We start from the raw sequence: 16,535 nt of genomic DNA on the forward strand, positions 1-16,535 counted from the left end.
TCCTGTCCACCGCCGACCGTCGCGGGCTCATCCCGCAGCGCTCCGGGATCAACCGTCGCTGTTCAAGGATCACACGCCGAATCTCCCGACGAACTGCAAGCCGCCATCCCGGACCCCGCCGCTACCGGCTTGTCGGCCACCGAAACGCCGGACGGGCCGCTCACCGCCTCGCCGACAGCGGTGGCCTGAAGTTCACCGCCGAGCCGATCCGCGGGGCTTTCCGCGTGCACGGGACGGCGGCGCAGCGGCTCGGGGACGACGGACCAGACGATCGCGGCGAGGGCGAGCAGGGCGCCGGTCACGCCGAGGGCGAGCTCGTAGGACACCTGCTGCGCCAGGGCGCCGACGGCAACTGGGCCTACGACGGTGCCGAAGTCGGCGGCCATCTGGAAACCGGCCAGGACGGGTCCGCCGCGCGCTTTGGGGCCGATGATGTCGGCCACCGCTGCCTGCTGGGTCGGGGTGAACATGCCGGAACCAAGCCCGGCGAGGAACGAGGTGGCCAGCAGCCACGGCAGGCTCGTCGCGATGCCGAGTCCCGCGGTGCCCGCTGCGCACACCAGCGAGCCGACGATCACGAATGGCTTCCGCCCCCACCGATCGGACAGCCTTCCGGAGGCGAACAGCACCGCGACGTTGCCCGCCGCGAACACCGTCAGCGCGACGCCCGCCATCCCTGGCGCTTGGTGCAGCACTTCCACGACGAGCAGCGGAACCAACGCCATCCGCACACCGAACACGGCCGCGCCATTGGCGAAGTTCGACAGCAGCACCGCCCGGTACTCGGGCCGCGCCCATCCCTCCCGGAACGACATCATCCGGACGCCGCCGACCGGTTCGGGTGCGGCCAATGCCGAATTCCGCAGGCTCAGGTGCACGACGACACTGACGACCAGCAGCGCGACCGCGTAGATCACGAACGGCCACCGCAGCCCGAGGCCGGACAACCCGCCGCCGACCAGCGGACCGCTCACCGAACCGACCAGGAAGCTGGTCGACCACAGCCCAGATACCCGGCCGCGCTGTTCGGGCGGCGACATCCGGATGACCAGCGCCAGCGACGACACCGTGAACATGGTCGACCCGATGCCGCCGAGCGAGCGCAACACCATGAGCTGCCAATAACTTTGGGCCAGCGCACTGGCACCGGTGGACAGTGCGACGATCAGCAGCCCACCGAGGTAGACCGACCGTTCCCCCAGTCGCTGCACCAGTCGTCCACTCACCGGCGCGAACAGCAACCGCATCAAGGCGAACGCGGAAACGATCGCCGAAGCGGCCGCCACGCCGACACCGAATCCCCGCGCGAACTGCGGCAGCACCGGGGCGACCAGACCGAAGCCGATGGCGATGACGAACGCGCCCCCGACCAGCACCCAGATCTCGGTGGGCAGGGGCTTGGAACTACTGGTCACCGGACAGCGCCCGCCCGACCAATTCCTCCGCGGCCGTCTGCACCTCGGCGAGGTGCTCGGGGCCGTGGAACGATTCCGCGTAGATCTTGTACTTGTCCTCGGTGCCGGAGGGGCGGGCGGCGAACCACGCGTTCTCGGTGGTCACCTTGAGGCCGCCCAGCGGCGCGCCGTTGCCGCGCGCCCTGGTGAGCACGGCGGTGACCGGTTCTCCGGCGATCTCCTTCGTGGTGATCATGTCCGGAGTCAACTTCGCGAGCAGCTGTTTCTGTTCCGCGGTGGCGGATGCGTCGATCCGCGCGTAGGCGGGACTGCCGTAGCGGCGTTCCAGTTCGACGTAGCGCGCCGAGGGGCTCTGCCCGGTGACCGCGGCGATCTCCCCCGCGAGCAGTGCCAGCAGGATGCCGTCCTTGTCGGTGGTCCACACGGTGCCGTCCATCCGCAGGAACGACGCGCCCGCGCTCTCCTCGCCGCCGAAAGCCAGGCTGCCGCTGAACAATCCGGGCACGAAGAACTTGAATCCGACCGGCACCTCGTGCACGTCCCGGCCGAGCACGGAGACCACCCGGTCGACCATGGACGAGGTCACCGCGGTCTTGCCGATCTTGGTCAGCGCGTCCCAGCCCATCCGGTTGGCGACCAGGTATTCGATGGCCACCGCCAGGAAGTGGTTCGGATTCATCAACCCGCCGTCGGGCGTGACGATGCCGTGCCGGTCGGCGTCGGCGTCGTTGCCGGTGGAGATGTCGTAGTCGTCCTTGATCGCGATCAGCGAAGCCATCGCATAGCGCGAGGACGGGTCCATCCGGATCTTGCCGTCGCTGTCGAGCGTCATGAACCGCCAGGTGGGATCCACGAACGGGTTGACCACCTCGAGCTCGAGGTCGAAGCGCTGACCGATCTCCTCCCAGTAGTCGACGCTGGCGCCGCCCATCGGGTCGGCGCCGAGCCGGATGCCCGCGCCGCGGATGGCGTCCAGGTTCAGCACGCTGGGCAGGTCGTCGACGTAGTGGCCGAGGTAGTCGTAGCGTTCCACGCCCGTTGCCAGCGCACGCCACAGTGCGGTGCGTTTGACCTCCGCCAGCCCGCCGAGCAGCAGTTCGTTGGCGCGGGCGGCGATGGCGTCGGTGGCCGTGTTGTCGGCCGGGCCGCCGTGCGGCGGGTTGTATTTGAAGCCGCCGTCGCGCGGCGGGTTGTGCGAGGGGGTGACCACGATGCCGTCAGCCTGGTGCTTGGCGCCGCCTCGATTGTGGCGCAACACAGCGTGACTCAGCGCCGGGGTGGGGGTGTAGCGATCGCGCGCGTCGATCACCGCGGTGACGCCGTTGCCTGCGAGCACCTCGAGCGCCGTGGTCCACGCGGGCTCGGACAGCGCGTGCGTGTCCCTGGCCAGGTAGACCGGCCCGGTGATGCCACGGGTGGCACGGTATTCGACGATCGCCTGGGTGATCGCGAGGATGTGCGCTTCGTTGAAGGCGCTGTCCAGGCTGGAGCCGCGATGCCCCGAGGTACCGAACGCCACACGCTGGGCCGGATCCAGCACATCGGGGACGCGGCTGTAGTACGCGGTCACCAGGTGCGCGATGTCCTCCAGATCGGTGGGACGTGCGGGACGCCCGGCTCGATCGTGGGCCATGCTCGGGTCTCCCTTCCGTATCGGCTGCGCCCGGCTCGTCATCAGAATCATGTCCACGACCGCCTGGTCACCGCCGGCCCCACGGCCACGTCGATCACCAGCCGGATCCTTTTGTAGCCGAACGTGCTGCACGTGGTCGGCGCGGTGCGGGCATCCGATCCCGCGGCGGCGAGCCGCCGCACGCCAGTCCTCGCGTCGCTGCGATCACCCAGCCGCGCCGAACCGACAATGGTAACGGTCGACGCCCCCTTCGGCACCGGCGCGTCGAAATCCGCTGGTACGCCGCACGGTACTGTCATCGCCCACCTCCCTGCCACAGTTCCACCGGTGCCATCGTGACGTTGACCGAGTCGAACAGTTCGGCGTTCTGCTCGACGAACGCGCGCAGGCGCTCCGGCTCGTCGACCAGCACCAGCATCAGCGGAAGATGGTCGGCCATATCGAGCATCCTGGTGGTGTGGACGTGCGCGGACGCGCCGTATCCCTCGATGCCGCGCCATACGCTGGCACCCGCCAGTCCGGCGTCCCTGGCCCGCCGCACGATCTCGTGGTACAGGGGCGTGTGCCGCCACTTGTCGTCCTCGTCCAGCAGCACGGTGAGCCGTGCCGCCGGCCGCCACTGTCCCGCTGGGGGAGAACCCGTTTGCGGACCACTCACTGCCTGACCCCCTTTCGTCGTGCCGTTCCCGTCATCGCCGAGCCGAACCAGGTAGCCGCCGTGCCTGTCCCCCGCCGGGCTTCGACGCCCCGGCTACGCCACCGCCACTCCCCGGCGGACGAGCGCGAGGAGTACCGCGCTCGATCCGAGGAGTCTACGAACCTCGCGGGTTGGGTGGAGAGGGTGGTACCGCCGCCGCGCACGCCGGTGCCGCGGAAGGGGACGTAGCAGTCTTTTAGCTACCCACGCCGCGGCGGCCGGAATCATCGAGATTCCTATTGCAAAGCATCCCACGACAATTACGGTCCGAGTCGGACGGGGGCGTCTCCCCGCCGCTGGGCGAGGCCGATGCAGACGAACGACCGCCGCCCCTGCGAGGAGATCGCGGGAGCGGCGGCCGCTGCTTCGGGCGCCGGATCGGCGCCGTGTTCGGTCAGTGAGCGAGGACCGGCTCACCCTCGGCGGGCACGGGTACCGTGCTCGGCATCAGCACCGCGGTGAGGATGCCACCCGCCACGAAGATCGCGGTGGCCCACCAGAAGCTGGTGGTGTAGCTCTCGATCGCGGACTGGGCGATGGTCAGCGGATCCGGCTTCCGGGCGGACAGGTAGTCGCTGGCCGCGGAGGCGGCGATGGTGCTGAGCAGCGCCGTGCCGATCGACCCGCCGACCTGCTGGCTGGTGTTGATCATGGCCGAGGCCACGCCCGCGTCCTCGTGCTGCACGCCCGAGGTCGCGCCCTGGAAGGCCGTCGCCATCGCGCCGCCGAGGCCGAGACCCAACAGGATCAGGGCGGGCAGGATGTGGGTGGCGTAGCCGGTGTCCAAACCGATCCGGGTCAACCAGAGCATGCCCGCCGCCGCGACCAGGAAGCCGCCGCTGACCACGATCTTCGGTCCGATCCTCGGCAGCAGCAGCGACGGGGTGGTTGTGGACGACGCGATCATCGCGGCGACCATCGGCAGGAACGCCACTCCGGTCATGATCGGCGAGTAGCCCAGCGTCAGCTGCATGTAGTAGGTGAGGAACAGGAAGATCGCGAACATCCCGATGCCCATGACGAAGACCGTCAGGTAGGAGGTGCCGCGCATCCGGTCTAGCACGATCCGCACCGGAAGCAGCGGATGCGCGACCCGGGTCTCCAGCCAGGCGAACACCGCGAGCAGTGCGGTGCCACCGATCAGGAAGGCGAGGGTGACGCCGTTGGTCCACCCGTCCGATTCCGCGTGCGAGAACCCGTAGACGATGCCGAACAGGCCCGCGGTGACCACGACGGTGCCGGGGATGTCGAGCTTGGGCCGCTCGGTGCTCGCGTGCTTGGCCAGCAGCAGCACCGCGCCGACCAACGCGACGGCGGCGAAGGCCAGGTTGACGAACATCACCCAGCGCCAGGACGCCCACTCGGTGAGAGCGCCGCCGAGCAGCAGGCCGATAGCGCCGCCGGTACCGGCGACCGCGCCGAAGATGCCGAATGCTTTGGCACGCTCGGAGGGTTCGGTGAAGGTCACGGTGAGCAGCGACAGGGCGGCGGGCGCCAGCAGCGCGCCGAAGACACCCTGACCGACACGAGCCGCGACGAGCATCTCGAAGCTGGTGGCCGCGCCGCCGACGGCGGAGGCGACCGCGAAACCGACCAGGCCGACGATGAAGGTGTTGCGCCTGCCGAACAGGTCGCTGAGACGTCCGCCGAGCAGCAGCAGGCTGCCGAATGCCAGCGCGTATCCGGTGACCACCCAGGAGCGGTCGCCGTCGCTGAAGCCGAGGTCCTGCTGCGCGGCTGGCAGCGCGATGTTCACCACGGTCGCATCGAGCACGACCATGAGCTGAGCGACGCCGAGGACGGCGAGTACCCACCAGCGCAGCGCGTGCGAGCCGCGCCTGCCGCTTCCCGTCTTCGCGGGGGCGGGTGCCCCACGATCGATCGCGGTAGTCATGTGTCCCCTTTGCCTCAATGATCCGGAGGCGATACCTCCGCTTACTGATAAACCTATCACGTTAACGGAGACAACGCCTCCACTTAATCCCGGATATTGATAGAATGGGTATGTGAATCACGCCACGGTCGCCTCTCCGCCCCGGCGCCTGCGGGCCGATGCCGCGCGCAATCAACAGCGGATCATCGCCGCAGCGCGCGAACTGTTCGCCGATCACGGGCTCGAGATCACCCTCGACGACGTGGCCGAGCGTGCTGGCGTCGGCGTCGGCACGGTCTACCGCCGCTTCGCGAACAAGAAGGAACTGATCGTCGAAGTCTTCGATCAGAACCTCAACGATTTCGCTGACGCCGCCGACGCCGCCTACCGACATCCGGATCCCTGGTTCGGACTGGTCGAGTTCTTCGAGTACGCCTGTCGGCACCTGGCCACCAATCGCGGGTTCAGCGAGGTGATGCTCGAACTCGAGGACGACGACACCGACCGTTTCGTCGTCGTGCGCGATCGAATCAAGCCCACCGTCACGGCCATCTGCGCCCGAGCACGCGACGCGGGAGTGCTGGCCGAGGGCATCGAGCCATCGGACTTCTTCGCGCTCGTGCACATGGTCGATGGCGTCGCCGAGTTCGCAAGGCCGGTCAATCCGGATGTGTGGCAGCGCTATATGGCCATCGCGCTCAATGGCGTACGCGCGGACGGCACGCCGCGCCAGCATCTCGTCGTCCCGCCGCTGACCGACGACGAAGTCGAACACGCCAAGCAGCACGCCTGCGGAAGCCGCAGGCGGTAGCGAAATCGCCGCATAAGTAGCGCGTGTCACGATTGCTGCCGTAGAGTTGGTCATATGACCAATTCGTGGGTGAACTGGGCCGGCGATCAGCAGTGCGCGCCCGCGATTGTGGCCACGCCGCGTTCGGTCGACGAACTGGCCGATCTGCTCGGCAACGCCGAGACCGAGGGGCACACCGTGCGCGTGGCAGGCACCGGTCATTCGTTCAGCGATGCCGTCCTCACCGACGGCATGCTGCTGAACCTGGAGCGGCTGAACCGCATTCTCGACGTCGACCGCGCAACCGGCCTCGTCCGGGTCGAGGCGGGCATCACCCTGAACGCCGCGAGCACCGCCTTACATGAGCACGGCCTCGCCTTCCCGAACCTCGGCGACATCGACGTGCAGACCGTGGCAGGCGCCACCGCCACCGCCACCCACGGTACCGGCGCGAGATTGCAGAACCTCTCCGCAGCAGTGCATTCCGTGGAACTGATGCTCGCGGACGGCAGCCGGGTCGAGCTGAACGAGCAGACCGACCCGGACGGCTGGCGCGCGGCGCGGGTGAGTGTCGGCGCCCTGGGTGTGGTCACCGCCGTGACGCTGCGCATGGTGCCCTCTTTCGTACTGGAAGGCATCGAGCGCCCGGTCCCGGTGGAGGACGTGCTCGCCGATCTGGACGCATTCGTCGACGGCAACGAGCATTTCGAATTCTATATGTTCGCGCACAGCTCGCTGGCCATGACCAAGCGCAACAACCGCGTGCCCCTGCCGGAGCGGCCGCGCGCCAAGTCCGTCGACTGGTTCGCCGACATCCTGATGTCCAATTATCTGTTCGACGGCCTGTGCAAGCTGAGCCGCCGACAGCCGCGCCTGGTCCCGTTGATCCACCGCAGCGCCGCCTATGCCGGCAGCTACCGCCGCCAGGTGGACCGGTCCTACCGCGTGTTCGCCTCGCCGCGGCTGCTCCGCTTCACCGAGATGGAGTACGCCATCCCGCGCGAGCACTCCGCCGACGCCATCCGCGAGATCAAGGAACTGGCCACCGAATTCGACACGCCGATGCCCATCGAGGTTCGGTGGGTCGCGCCGGACGACGCGTTCCTCTCCCCCACGGGCGGCCGGGAAACCTGCTACATCGCCGTGCACCAGTACCGCGGCATGGACTTCGATCCGTATTTCCGTGCCTGCGAAGCGGTTTTCGATCGCTACCAGGGACGACCGCACTGGGGCAAGCGCCACTTCCAGACCGCCGCGACCCTGCGCGACCGCTACCCCGACTGGGATCGCTTCGCGGAGGTGCGCCGCCGACTCGACCCCAAAGGTCGTTTCGCCAACGCCTACCTCGATCGGGTGCTCGGCCCGGTCGGCTGACGCGAAAGACGCCAGGGCCGCGGCCACTTGCGGATTCAGCGATCAGGCCGCGAGAATCTCGGCCACGAGTCGGGGAACGGCGGTTCCGATGGGCTCGCGGATGATCTCGGTGGCCAGTTCGTCGTATGGCGTCGGCTCGGCGTTGACGATGACGAGGTCGGCGCCACTGCGCACGGCGACGGCGCACATCGATGCGGCCGGTTCCACCTGCAGCGATGTCCCGATCGCGAGGAAGATGTCGCTGGTCTCCGCGGTGACGACGGCCTTGGCCATGGTGCGCCGGTCCATCTGCTGGCCGAACATCACAGTGGCCGCTTTGAGGATGCCGCCGCAGTCGGGACAGGGCGGATCGGGTTCGCCCGCGCTCACACGCTCGAGAGTGGCGGACATCGTGGTCTGGTAGTCGCATTCGATGCAGACCACGTCGAACATGTTGCCGTGGATCTCGACCACCCGTTCCGGCGAGGACCCCGCCCGCTGGTGCAAGCGGTCGATGTTCTGCGTGATGATGGTGACCGCCCGACCGGCCCGTTCCAGATCGGCCAGCGCGTTGTGCGCCGGGTTCGGCACGGCCTGCCACGCCGGATTGTCCCGCCTGGCCAGCCAAGCCCGCTTCCGCAGATCCGGATCGGCCACATAGTTCTGATAGGTGGAAAGCAGTTCGGCGATCGGGTCTTTCGTCCACACCCCGCGCGGGCCGCGGAAGTCCGGGATACCGGAATCGGTGGAGATGCCCGCACCGGTGAGCACTCCGATCCGGCCGGTCCGACTGCGCCACTCGGTCGTCATGCCTGCCAGCCTAGGGACAGCGCGGCGGCAGGCTCGGACGCGCTCCCCGACGCCACATCGCAGCAACAGCTGCGCGACAACGCCTTCAGGCCGATGACCTGCGATCTTTCCGTGTTTCGTCGCCTCGACGCACGGCCGGCGGTAACACTTCGCGGCGCGCTGGTATACGTATCTCGTACGCTACGACAGCGTTTCGGCTCCACCACGACACCGGACGGCCCGTCCGGCGGCCAGCACACGCAGGCTCCACCCTGTTCATCGAAAGGCGTTCGCATGTCCCACAAGCCCAGTGTGCTGTTCGTCTGCGTGCAGAACGCGGGCCGCTCGCAGATGGCTGCCGGGTTTCTCACCGCCCTCGCCGGGGACCGGTTCGACGTGCGATCGGCGGGCAGCGCACCCGCCGAGACACTCAACGCCACCGTGGTCGACGCGATGGCCGAGATCGGCATCGACATCTCCGGCCACACCCCCAAGCCGCTCACCATGGACGCGGTCGGCATTTCCGACGTCGTGATCACCATGGGTTGCGGGGACGCCTGCCCGTTCTTCCCCGGCATCAGCTACCGCGACTGGGTGCTGCCGGACCCCGCCGACCAGAGCATCGACGTGGTGCGCACCATCCGCGACCGCATCCGCATCCTGGTGGAGAACCTGATCGCCGAACTGGTCCCCGCACCCGCGCGCTGAACGCTGTCCGATTCGTTCAAGACTGTCCGGCGCGCCGCTGCCTACTCTGCCGTTATGACTCCACAACTCGACGTCATCAGCATCATCGTCACCGATATGGCCGCCTCGGTGGCCTTCTACCGCCGTCTCGGCCTCGATTTCCCCTCGGGCTCGGAAAAAGAAGGGCACGCCGAGGCAGCGTCGCCCAATGGCTTGCGGCTCGCGCTGGACACCGAGGCCGTCATCAAGTCGTTCCACTCCGAGTGGACGCCTCCGACCCAAGCGGGTCGCGTCGGGATCGCGTTCCGCTGCGCCGACCCCGCGGAGGTCGACGCCGTGTACGCGGAGCTGGTGGACGCCGGATACCACGGCGAAATGAAGCCGTGGAACGCCTTCTGGGGGCAGCGGTACGCGGTGGTGCTGGATCCCGACGGCAACGGGGTCGACTTGTACGCCGCGCTCCCAACGGCCGCCGAATAGCCGCCCTCAGCGCCGTCATAGTCGGCGCGAGTGGCCTTGATCGCGACCGTCACCAGCGCCGTCGAAGCCACCGCGCCCGGTGGCGTTGATCGCGATCGTCAGCGGGCCAGGTGCTCTCGGATCACCTAGGACCTGGCGAGCAACTCCCGCAACGGAATCCCGGCCAGCGCGCGCACCTCTCGGGACAGGTGCGCTTGGTCGGCGAATCCCGCCAGCATCGCGGTTTCCGCAAGTGGAACACCGCCGCGGGCCGAAGCCAGAGCACGTTGCAGGCGCAGCACTCTGGCCAGAGTCTTCGGGCCATACCCGAAGGCGACCAGCGAGCGCCGGTGCAGGGTCCGCTCGCCGAGTCCCGCAGCCTCGGCGACCGCGGCCACCGACCGCCCAGCTGCCAGCGCGGCGGCCACTCGCCGCATGAGCGGATCGGCCCGTTCGGCCCCGGTCGACCGCCGCAGCACGATTCGTTCCAGCGCCATGCTCTGATCGTCGGCGCACTCGAGCCGACCGATCAGCTGCCGGACCGCCGCCGAAGGCCACAGGTCCGCGAGATCGACCCGTTGGTTCAGCAGTTCGTGCGCCGGGACGCCGAGCAGAGCGGGCGCGGTACCCGGGAAGAATCGGATGCCGACGTACCGGCCGCTGCGCAGCTCGGCAGGGTGGTATGCCTGCGTATCCGGACCCGCGACCACCAGCCGCCCCGCCATCCAGATCAGATCCATGCACCCGTCGGGGAGCACGGGCAGCGCTGAGGCGCGGCCGTCGACGGTCTTGGTCCACAGCACGGCGCCCTCGTACCGCGACCTCCGCTCGCGATAGCCAGCCGCGACATCGTCCATGTCGCCGACGCTACCCCGGACCACCGACGGCGCCGCGAAGCCAACTGTCGCGAACAGCGCGATGCTGATCCCGGCCACCGGGGCCACATCGGCGGCGCCTACCGGCTGACCCGACTGATGATGCGCCAGCCATGCCCACACGGTGCCATCGGCCGAGCACGGAGTGTGCCGCCTGAGCAAACCGGTCCCGTCTAGTTGGGCACAGTCACGACCACGTTTCCGCGCTTGTGCCCTTGATCGACATACCGATGGGCCTCGACGATCTGGTCGAGGTCGTAACGCCGGTCGATGACGATGGTGAGCTTGTCCGCCTCGAGCAGCTCTCGCAGATATACCAGCCCTTCGTTCTTCCGGACCGACATCCCCGTCAGCACTCTCTTACCACCGGTGATCGAGGTCCAGACCGACCAAAGGAGATTGGTCAACCCGCTCGTCGGCAAGTAGCAACCTCTGCTCGTGAGTGCCTTCCTGCACTTCGCGAATGAACTCTTGCCGACCGCGTCGAAGATGACGTCATACGAATCACGGTTGAGGGTGAAATCCATGCGGGTGTAGTCGATTACATCATCGGCCCCCAACGACTTGACCAGCTCGACGTTGCTGGGCCCACACACGGCCGTGACCATAGCTCCGCAGATCTTGGCCAACTGCACAGCGTAGGTGCCGACGCTGCCGGACGCCCCATTGATGAGGATGCGCTGACCGCTGCGGAGCTTCGCCTTGCCCATGAGGAAGTACAGCGCGGTCGTTGCCCCGTCAACCGCGCCGGCCGACTCCTCGTAGGTCCGGTTGACGGGCTTCAAAGCCAGCGACGCTGTCTCGGGCAGGCATATGTACTGGGCGTTCGCGCCGATATGGAAGCCGGCAAACCCGAAAACCTGATCGCCGGGCCGGAACCGTCGCACCTGCCGACCGACTGCCTCCACCTCACCAGCCAGCTCGGTCCCCAGCGTCCGCATGCTCTTGCGGGGCCGCGTGATGCCGCTGATGACTCGCCCCCACTTCGGCTTCCCGGCGCGCAGCATGCACTCTGCCGTCGTCACGGTTGTCGCATGCACCTTGATCAGCACAGCACGGTCTCCGGGGACGGGCTTGCCGACATCGCGCAGCTCGAGCACCTCGGGCGCGCCGTACCTGTCGAAAACGACCGCTTTCATCGGCTTCTACTCCCTGCGTCGGCGCATTACCGAAGCCTCCGGCTCGGTAATCGCAGGCTATGCGACCAGACGATAGGCGCGCTATCCGGAAACACCCCGACACCACCCTGAGAAAACCCGCGGCGAGGAAGGTCTGTCAGCCGACGGTCAGGCAGAAGGGGTGTCCCGCCGGGTCGAGGTATACCCGATACCGTTCGGTGTCGGACTGATGGTCGGCCTTGTCGGCGCCGAGCGCCAGCACACGAGATTCCGCCTCGTCGAGGTCGTCGACGCGGAAGTCCAGATGGAGTTGCTGGGGGACGTCCTGACTCGGCCACGTCGGCGCGCGATAGCCGGCTACCTTCTGAAAACCCAGCGCCCAACCGGCGTCCCCGGCCAGGACGACATACTCGCCACTGGCGAACACAATCCCGAATCCGGTGAGTTCACGGTAGAAATGAGCGAGCGACTCTGGATCAGCGCAGTCGACAGTGATGCCTCGCAGCGTGGCGTTCGTCATGCTCGTTCTCGTTTCGTGCATCGGCGAATGCTATTCCATGTCTTCGGTTTTCGGGGTTCACGCGGCCGATTCGACGTCGAGCCACGCGGCGACATCGGTGGGTGATCAGCGAGCCGGCGGCGGGATCGGGACGATTCCGCGCGGGACCACCCGAAGGTACGGATGAGGGTGAGCAGCGGCGATTTTCGATGCCGGATCCTTGCAGACAACGGTCACGTCGCCGTCCGGCGCGGAGGAAAACGTCCACAGCGTCATCCATTCCGTCCCGCCGACCATCTCGATCTTCTTCACGTCCGACGAACGCAGATCTTCATTCCGTCCGGAACTATCGGTAACCGTGCAGCGAATACTGTCGGCGGCCTCCCCCCATACGGCCGGTGCCCGGATATCGAGCACCGCGTCGGCGGGCACCGGAACTTTCTTGGTGTCGCCGAGCAAAACGCGGGCCACGCCACCCGGTTCGTCGTGTGCGGCTGTCGTCGTTGCCGCGGCGACCGCGCTCGCCGACGCTGGTTTCTCGCTCGCGGGAGAGTCGTCGGAACACCCCGCCACGGTGGCGGCGAACAGCGCGGGAAGCGCCAGCCAGCTCAGTTTCACAGTCGGACCTCTCGTCGCGCCCGCTCGCCAGGCGATTGGTTCGGATCAGCCGAAGCACTGAGCATGACAACGTCGACAGGGAAAATCCTGGCTACACGCCGAGAAATAGGCAATTGGAGGGCAATCGTCCGATTCGCCTTTCGACCGGGCCTTTCGGTGACTCATGCCTTCGCGCCCGCGGCCGGGGGCCGGGAAGGGCATTGCCCCTGACGCCGCCGGGTCTGCATAGTGGGTTGGTGAGGTGATCATCGGGAGGCCACAATGGCGACACTGTCGTGGACGGGGAGACGCCGGGCGGAGCACGGCCGTGTCTGACGGACATGGCATGACCGGCTCGCGGACGCTGCGCGCCACCGCACTGAGCGGCTACCGGCAAGCCGCGGTCACCGTCACGCCGGGCGCCCGGGCCGTGCTGATCATCGCGGCGCTTCTGATCGCCGTCGCATTGGCCTACCAGGCCCGGAGGACCTCGTACGACGGCGTCGATCACAACTGGTTCGCCGCTCTCGCGCTGTCCGGCGTGTTCATCGCCCGCGGGCTGCATCTGCGTCGTCCGGTCACCCTTACGCACGCCACGTCCGCGGTGTTGGTGCTGGTGATCGCTCACCTCGCTTACCGGGCCGAGCAGCCAGGTCCGGGCTTCATCCTGTTGTCCGCTGCGGGCTTCGTGCTGGTGCTGCCGCTGTCGAGCAGGCCGCAGCCCGAGGAGCTGGCTCGGGTGGCTGCACTGGTCGGCCGCACCGAAGGCGACCCACTGGCGCCGTTCGCGCTGCATTCGTCCAAGTCCTATTTCTTCGACGCGTCGTCCACCGCGGCGATCGGTTATCGCACCCGCTTCGGCATCGCGGCCGTCGCGGGCGACCCGATCGGCGACCGCGCGGCCTTCCCCGAGCTGATCACGGCGTTCTCCGCATTCGCGGCCGACCGCGGCTGGCGCGTCGCCGTCTTGGGCGCGAGCCCCGAACTGGCCGCGCTGTGGCGGCTGCGCGCGCTGGGACACCGGGGGCTGCACGCGGTCCCGATCGGCCGCGATGTGGTGCTCGACGTCGACGGTTTCGCTCTCGTCGGGCGCAAGTTCCGCAACCTGCGCCAAGCCGTGAGCCGCACCAAAAACTTCGGTGTCACCACCGAGGTGGTGTACGAGTCGGCGCTCACCGGGGCGCGACGCCGGGAACTGCTCGCCATCGTCGACGAATGGGGCCAGGGCAGGCAGAACCGGGGCTTCTCGATGATCCTGGATCATCTGCTGGACGGGCGAAATCCCGGCATGCTGGTGGTCATCGCCAATCATCCGGAGGGCCGCGCGGCGGGCTTCCAGCGCTACGGCAGCTCCGGTCACGGGCGGGAGCTGAGCCTGGACGTCCCGTGGCGACGCAAGGACGCGCCCAACGGGCTGGACGAACGCATGATCCTGGATCTTGTCGACTACGCGAAAGCGCACGACATCCACCGGATCTCGCTGGCTTTCGCGCCGTTTCCGGAACTGTTCGCCGAGAAACACCGATCGCGCACGGCCAAACTGCTCTTCCTGGTCGTGCACCTGTGCGACCCGCTGATCCGGCTGGAATCGCTCTACCGGTTCCTGCGCAAATTCCACGCGCTGTCGCGGCCGCGCTATGTTCTGGTCCGCTGGCGCGAGGTAGTGGTCGCCGCCGCGGCCCTGCTGACACTGGAGTTCGCGCCGCACCGCCGTGAGTACTCCCGCGGCATCCCGACCGCATCCGGAGGAGCGTCATGGAACTGACCCACAGCGACGTCAAAGCCGCGGCCGAACGAGTGACGGGCCAGGTCAGGCCCGTCGCCGTGGCAGAGGCCGACAGCACGGGCGAGCTGTGGTTCGCGCTGGAGTTCCTGCAGCACACCGGAAGCTTCAAAGCCAGGGGAGCGCTGAACTTCCTGCTCACTCACCGGGAGAACGGCACGCCGCCGCCGGTGGGCGTGACGATCGCCTCCGGCGGAAACGCCGGGCTGGCCTGCGCGTGGGCGGCCCGCAACCAGGGCATTCCGGCGACCGTGTTCCTGCCGACCACGGCCCCCCGGGTCAAGGTGGACCGGCTCACCTCCTATGGCGCCGAAGTCCGGTTGGTGGGTTCCCAATACGCCGACGCGCTCGCCGCCAGCCGCGAGTTCGCCAACGATACGGGCGCTCTGCTCTCGCACGCCTACGACAACCCGCTCATCGCGGCGGGAGCAGGCACGCTCATGACGGAGGTCCATGAGCGGATCCCTGATCTCGGCACCGTCGTTGTCGCGGTCGGCGGAGGCGGATTGTTCTCCGGCGTCGCCACTGCGGCCGATCACTCCGGCATCCGCACCATCGCCGTGGAGCCCGCCCGCTGCCGCGCTCTGCACGCCGCGATCACCTCGGGACGGGTCGTCGACGTGGAGGTCGACTCGATCGCCGCCGACTCGCTCGGCGCCCGGCGAGCCTCGGAGATGGCGCTGGCGGCCGCGCGGCGGTATGAGGTCGAGTCGGTGCTGGTCGAGGACGCCGCGATCGTCGCCGCCCGCCGAAGACTGTGGGAGGAGCGCCGCATCGCGGTCGAACACGGCGCGGCAACCGCTCTGGCCGCGATTCTCGGCGATGAACCGGCGTTCCGGCGTGCCACCGGCGAGCGGGTGTGCGTGGTGCTCTGCGGGGCGAATACCGATCCGTCGGACTTGGCCGGGTAGGCGCACCTCCGCCCTCCGCCTTCGCTCCAGCTCGAACTCTCGCCACGCCGTGCGACGGTTCATCAGCGTATTTCCGACGAATCGGACGACACGGGGTTAGGCTCCGGCTGTCGTCTTCGATCCGGACGGAAGGCACACCATGGCACATACCTCTCTCATGGTTCCGCTAGGCACCGCACTACCCGATTTCTCGCTTCCCGACCTCGACCAGCGGATCTACTCCCGCGAGGACTTCGCGGGCGGACCCGGACTGCTGGTGGTCTTCGCCTGCAACCACTGCCCCTACGTCAAACACATCGAGGCGGCGCTCGGCGAACTGATCGACTCGCTGCCGTCCATGCCGACCGTGGCGATCTGCAGCAATGACGCGATCGCCTACCCGGACGACGCGCCACTGCGGCTGCGCGACCAAGCGATCCGGGCGGGCTGGACCTTCCCCTATCTCGTTGACGAGGATCAGCAGGTCGGCCGGGCGTTTCGCGCCGCATGCACCCCGGACTTCTTCCTCTACGACGCGAACCTCGAACTCGCCTACCGCGGCGCCTTCGACGAGTCGACCCCGGGCAATGGAAAACCGTTGACCGGCAACGACTTGCGCGCCGCTGTCGAGGCCGTGCTGGACGGCAAGCCGGTCCCAGAACCGCACCGGCCCAGCATGGGTTGCTCGATCAAATGGCGGGACGCCTGAAGCCAGGGCAAACCGGGAAATAGCCCTGCCGATTTCCGCCCCGATGAGGGACACTGTCCAAGACACCGGGGACACGGAAGGGGTGGGACGTTGGCGACGATCGTCCTCGTACACGGCATCGCGCAGGAACAGGAATCGGCCGACACATTGGAGGCGCGCTGGCTGCCCGGCCTCGCGGGAGGCGTACGCAACCACGGCGCACCCGACCTCGCGGATAGGCTGTGGCGCACTGGGTCTCCTGGAGATATCTCGACCCGGATGGCGTTCTACGGCGATCAATTCCTGATCGAGGGCGCCCAGGGCGCCGGGACGGAACTCGACGACGCGCAACTCGACCTGATGGAAGCGCTCGCCGCCGAATGGCTGGC

The 16,535-nt window shown here is 67.9% G+C and carries 17 protein-coding genes and 1 pseudogene; 8 read left to right on the top strand and 10 right to left on the bottom strand.

The window, feature by feature from the left end:
• Positions 1-62: 62 nt before the first annotated feature.
• The 5 genes from NA4_RS00740 to NA4_RS00760 form a co-directional block, all read right to left on the bottom strand.
• On the bottom strand, positions 63-1,415 hold the full coding sequence (locus NA4_RS00740) for an MFS transporter (protein ID WP_084496661.1): 1,353 nt from the start codon (positions 1,413-1,415) through the stop codon (positions 63-65).
• On the bottom strand, positions 1,405-3,048 hold the full coding sequence (gene pgm, locus NA4_RS00745; protein WP_067462294.1) for a phosphoglucomutase (alpha-D-glucose-1,6-bisphosphate-dependent): 1,644 nt from the start codon (positions 3,046-3,048) through the stop codon (positions 1,405-1,407). Before pgm ends, NA4_RS00740 begins: the two co-directional genes overlap by 11 nt.
• A 47-nt stretch (positions 3,049-3,095) precedes the next feature.
• Positions 3,096-3,347 (bottom strand): hypothetical protein, encoded by a 252-nt coding sequence (locus NA4_RS00750; protein WP_067462195.1) that lies wholly within the window; start codon positions 3,345-3,347, stop codon positions 3,096-3,098.
• A complete protein-coding gene (locus NA4_RS00755) occupies positions 3,344-3,706 on the bottom strand; it encodes a DUF190 domain-containing protein (protein WP_067462198.1) in 363 nt (120 codons plus the stop codon). Before NA4_RS00755 ends, NA4_RS00750 begins: the two co-directional genes overlap by 4 nt.
• A 433-nt stretch (positions 3,707-4,139) precedes the next feature.
• Positions 4,140-5,639 (bottom strand): MFS transporter, encoded by a 1,500-nt coding sequence (locus NA4_RS00760; protein ID WP_067462201.1) that lies wholly within the window; start codon positions 5,637-5,639, stop codon positions 4,140-4,142.
• A gap of 112 nt (positions 5,640-5,751) precedes the next feature.
• Between NA4_RS00760 and NA4_RS00765 the strand changes: the two genes are divergently transcribed.
• Entirely contained in the window at positions 5,752-6,429 is a 678-nt protein-coding gene (locus NA4_RS00765; RefSeq protein ID WP_067462204.1) for a TetR/AcrR family transcriptional regulator, read from the top strand.
• A 54-nt stretch (positions 6,430-6,483) separates the two neighbouring features.
• Positions 6,484-7,782: a D-arabinono-1,4-lactone oxidase gene (locus NA4_RS00770; protein ID WP_067462207.1), complete on the top strand. Its 1,299-nt coding sequence runs from the start codon at positions 6,484-6,486 to the stop codon at positions 7,780-7,782.
• A gap of 42 nt (positions 7,783-7,824) precedes the next feature.
• Here NA4_RS00770 and NA4_RS00775 read toward each other — a convergent pair whose 3' ends face one another.
• Positions 7,825-8,571: an SIR2 family NAD-dependent protein deacylase gene (locus NA4_RS00775; protein WP_067462210.1), complete on the bottom strand. Its 747-nt coding sequence runs from the start codon at positions 8,569-8,571 to the stop codon at positions 7,825-7,827.
• Positions 8,572-8,844: 273 nt separating this feature from the next.
• On the opposite strand from NA4_RS00775, the gene NA4_RS00780 reads away from it, so the two are divergent.
• Both NA4_RS00780 and NA4_RS00785 read left to right on the top strand, forming a co-directional pair.
• Positions 8,845-9,258: an arsenate reductase ArsC gene (locus NA4_RS00780; protein ID WP_067462213.1), complete on the top strand. Its 414-nt coding sequence runs from the start codon at positions 8,845-8,847 to the stop codon at positions 9,256-9,258.
• 54 nt (positions 9,259-9,312) lie between these two features.
• On the top strand, positions 9,313-9,717 hold the full coding sequence (locus NA4_RS00785) for a VOC family protein (RefSeq protein ID WP_067462216.1): 405 nt from the start codon (positions 9,313-9,315) through the stop codon (positions 9,715-9,717).
• Positions 9,718-9,842: 125 nt separating this feature from the next.
• Here NA4_RS00785 and NA4_RS00790 read toward each other — a convergent pair whose 3' ends face one another.
• From NA4_RS00790 to NA4_RS00805, 4 genes are all read right to left on the bottom strand, one after another.
• Positions 9,843-10,694 (bottom strand): helix-turn-helix transcriptional regulator, encoded by an 852-nt coding sequence (locus NA4_RS00790; RefSeq protein ID WP_307188560.1) that lies wholly within the window; start codon positions 10,692-10,694, stop codon positions 9,843-9,845.
• 50 nt (positions 10,695-10,744) lie between these two features.
• Positions 10,745-11,710, bottom strand: a complete 966-nt coding sequence (locus tag NA4_RS00795) for an NAD(P)-dependent alcohol dehydrogenase (protein ID WP_067462219.1) — start codon at positions 11,708-11,710, stop codon at positions 10,745-10,747.
• 136 nt (positions 11,711-11,846) lie between these two features.
• Complete coding sequence (locus NA4_RS00800; RefSeq protein WP_245671015.1) at positions 11,847-12,230, bottom strand: VOC family protein; 384 nt, start codon at positions 12,228-12,230, stop codon at positions 11,847-11,849.
• Between the two features lie 84 nt (positions 12,231-12,314).
• Complete coding sequence (locus tag NA4_RS00805; protein WP_067462222.1) at positions 12,315-12,806, bottom strand: hypothetical protein; 492 nt, start codon at positions 12,804-12,806, stop codon at positions 12,315-12,317.
• Positions 12,807-13,113: 307 nt separating this feature from the next.
• Between NA4_RS00805 and NA4_RS00810 the strand changes: the two genes are divergently transcribed.
• From NA4_RS00810 to NA4_RS00825, 4 genes and pseudogenes are all read left to right on the top strand, one after another.
• Positions 13,114-14,550: a bifunctional lysylphosphatidylglycerol flippase/synthetase MprF gene (locus tag NA4_RS00810; protein ID WP_245671016.1), complete on the top strand. Its 1,437-nt coding sequence runs from the start codon at positions 13,114-13,116 to the stop codon at positions 14,548-14,550.
• Positions 14,541-15,479 (top strand): threonine/serine dehydratase, encoded by a 939-nt coding sequence (locus NA4_RS00815; protein WP_067462227.1) that lies wholly within the window; start codon positions 14,541-14,543, stop codon positions 15,477-15,479. Before NA4_RS00810 ends, NA4_RS00815 begins: the two co-directional genes overlap by 10 nt.
• 139 nt (positions 15,480-15,618) lie before the next feature.
• Positions 15,619-16,167, top strand: a complete 549-nt coding sequence (locus tag NA4_RS00820; protein ID WP_067462229.1) for a thioredoxin family protein — start codon at positions 15,619-15,621, stop codon at positions 16,165-16,167.
• 90 nt (positions 16,168-16,257) lie between these two features.
• Positions 16,258-16,535, top strand: a pseudogene (locus tag NA4_RS00825) (hypothetical protein); the annotation flags it as partial.

The sequence above is a fragment of the Nocardia amamiensis NBRC 102102 genome (assembly GCF_001612745.1).
In the GTDB taxonomy this organism is placed as follows: Bacteria; Actinomycetota; Actinomycetes; order Mycobacteriales; family Mycobacteriaceae; genus Nocardia; species Nocardia amamiensis.

Coding starts and splice junctions, on each gene's coding strand:
- NA4_RS00785 (WP_067462216.1), top strand. CDS start 9,313: ATGACTCCACAACTCGACGTCATCAGCATCATCGTCACCGATATGGCC.
- NA4_RS00760 (WP_067462201.1), bottom strand. CDS start 5,639: ATGACTACCGCGATCGATCGTGGGGCACCCGCCCCCGCGAAGACGGGA.
- NA4_RS00795 (WP_067462219.1), bottom strand. CDS start 11,710: ATGAAAGCGGTCGTTTTCGACAGGTACGGCGCGCCCGAGGTGCTCGAG.
- NA4_RS00775 (WP_067462210.1), bottom strand. CDS start 8,571: ATGACGACCGAGTGGCGCAGTCGGACCGGCCGGATCGGAGTGCTCACC.
- NA4_RS00780 (WP_067462213.1), top strand. CDS start 8,845: ATGTCCCACAAGCCCAGTGTGCTGTTCGTCTGCGTGCAGAACGCGGGC.
- NA4_RS00750 (WP_067462195.1), bottom strand. CDS start 3,347: ATGACAGTACCGTGCGGCGTACCAGCGGATTTCGACGCGCCGGTGCCG.
- NA4_RS00770 (WP_067462207.1), top strand. CDS start 6,484: ATGACCAATTCGTGGGTGAACTGGGCCGGCGATCAGCAGTGCGCGCCC.
- NA4_RS00820 (WP_067462229.1), top strand. CDS start 15,619: ATGGCACATACCTCTCTCATGGTTCCGCTAGGCACCGCACTACCCGAT.
- NA4_RS00815 (WP_067462227.1), top strand. CDS start 14,541: ATGGAACTGACCCACAGCGACGTCAAAGCCGCGGCCGAACGAGTGACG.
- NA4_RS00800 (WP_245671015.1), bottom strand. CDS start 12,230: ATGCACGAAACGAGAACGAGCATGACGAACGCCACGCTGCGAGGCATC.
- pgm (WP_067462294.1), bottom strand. CDS start 3,048: ATGGCCCACGATCGAGCCGGGCGTCCCGCACGTCCCACCGATCTGGAG.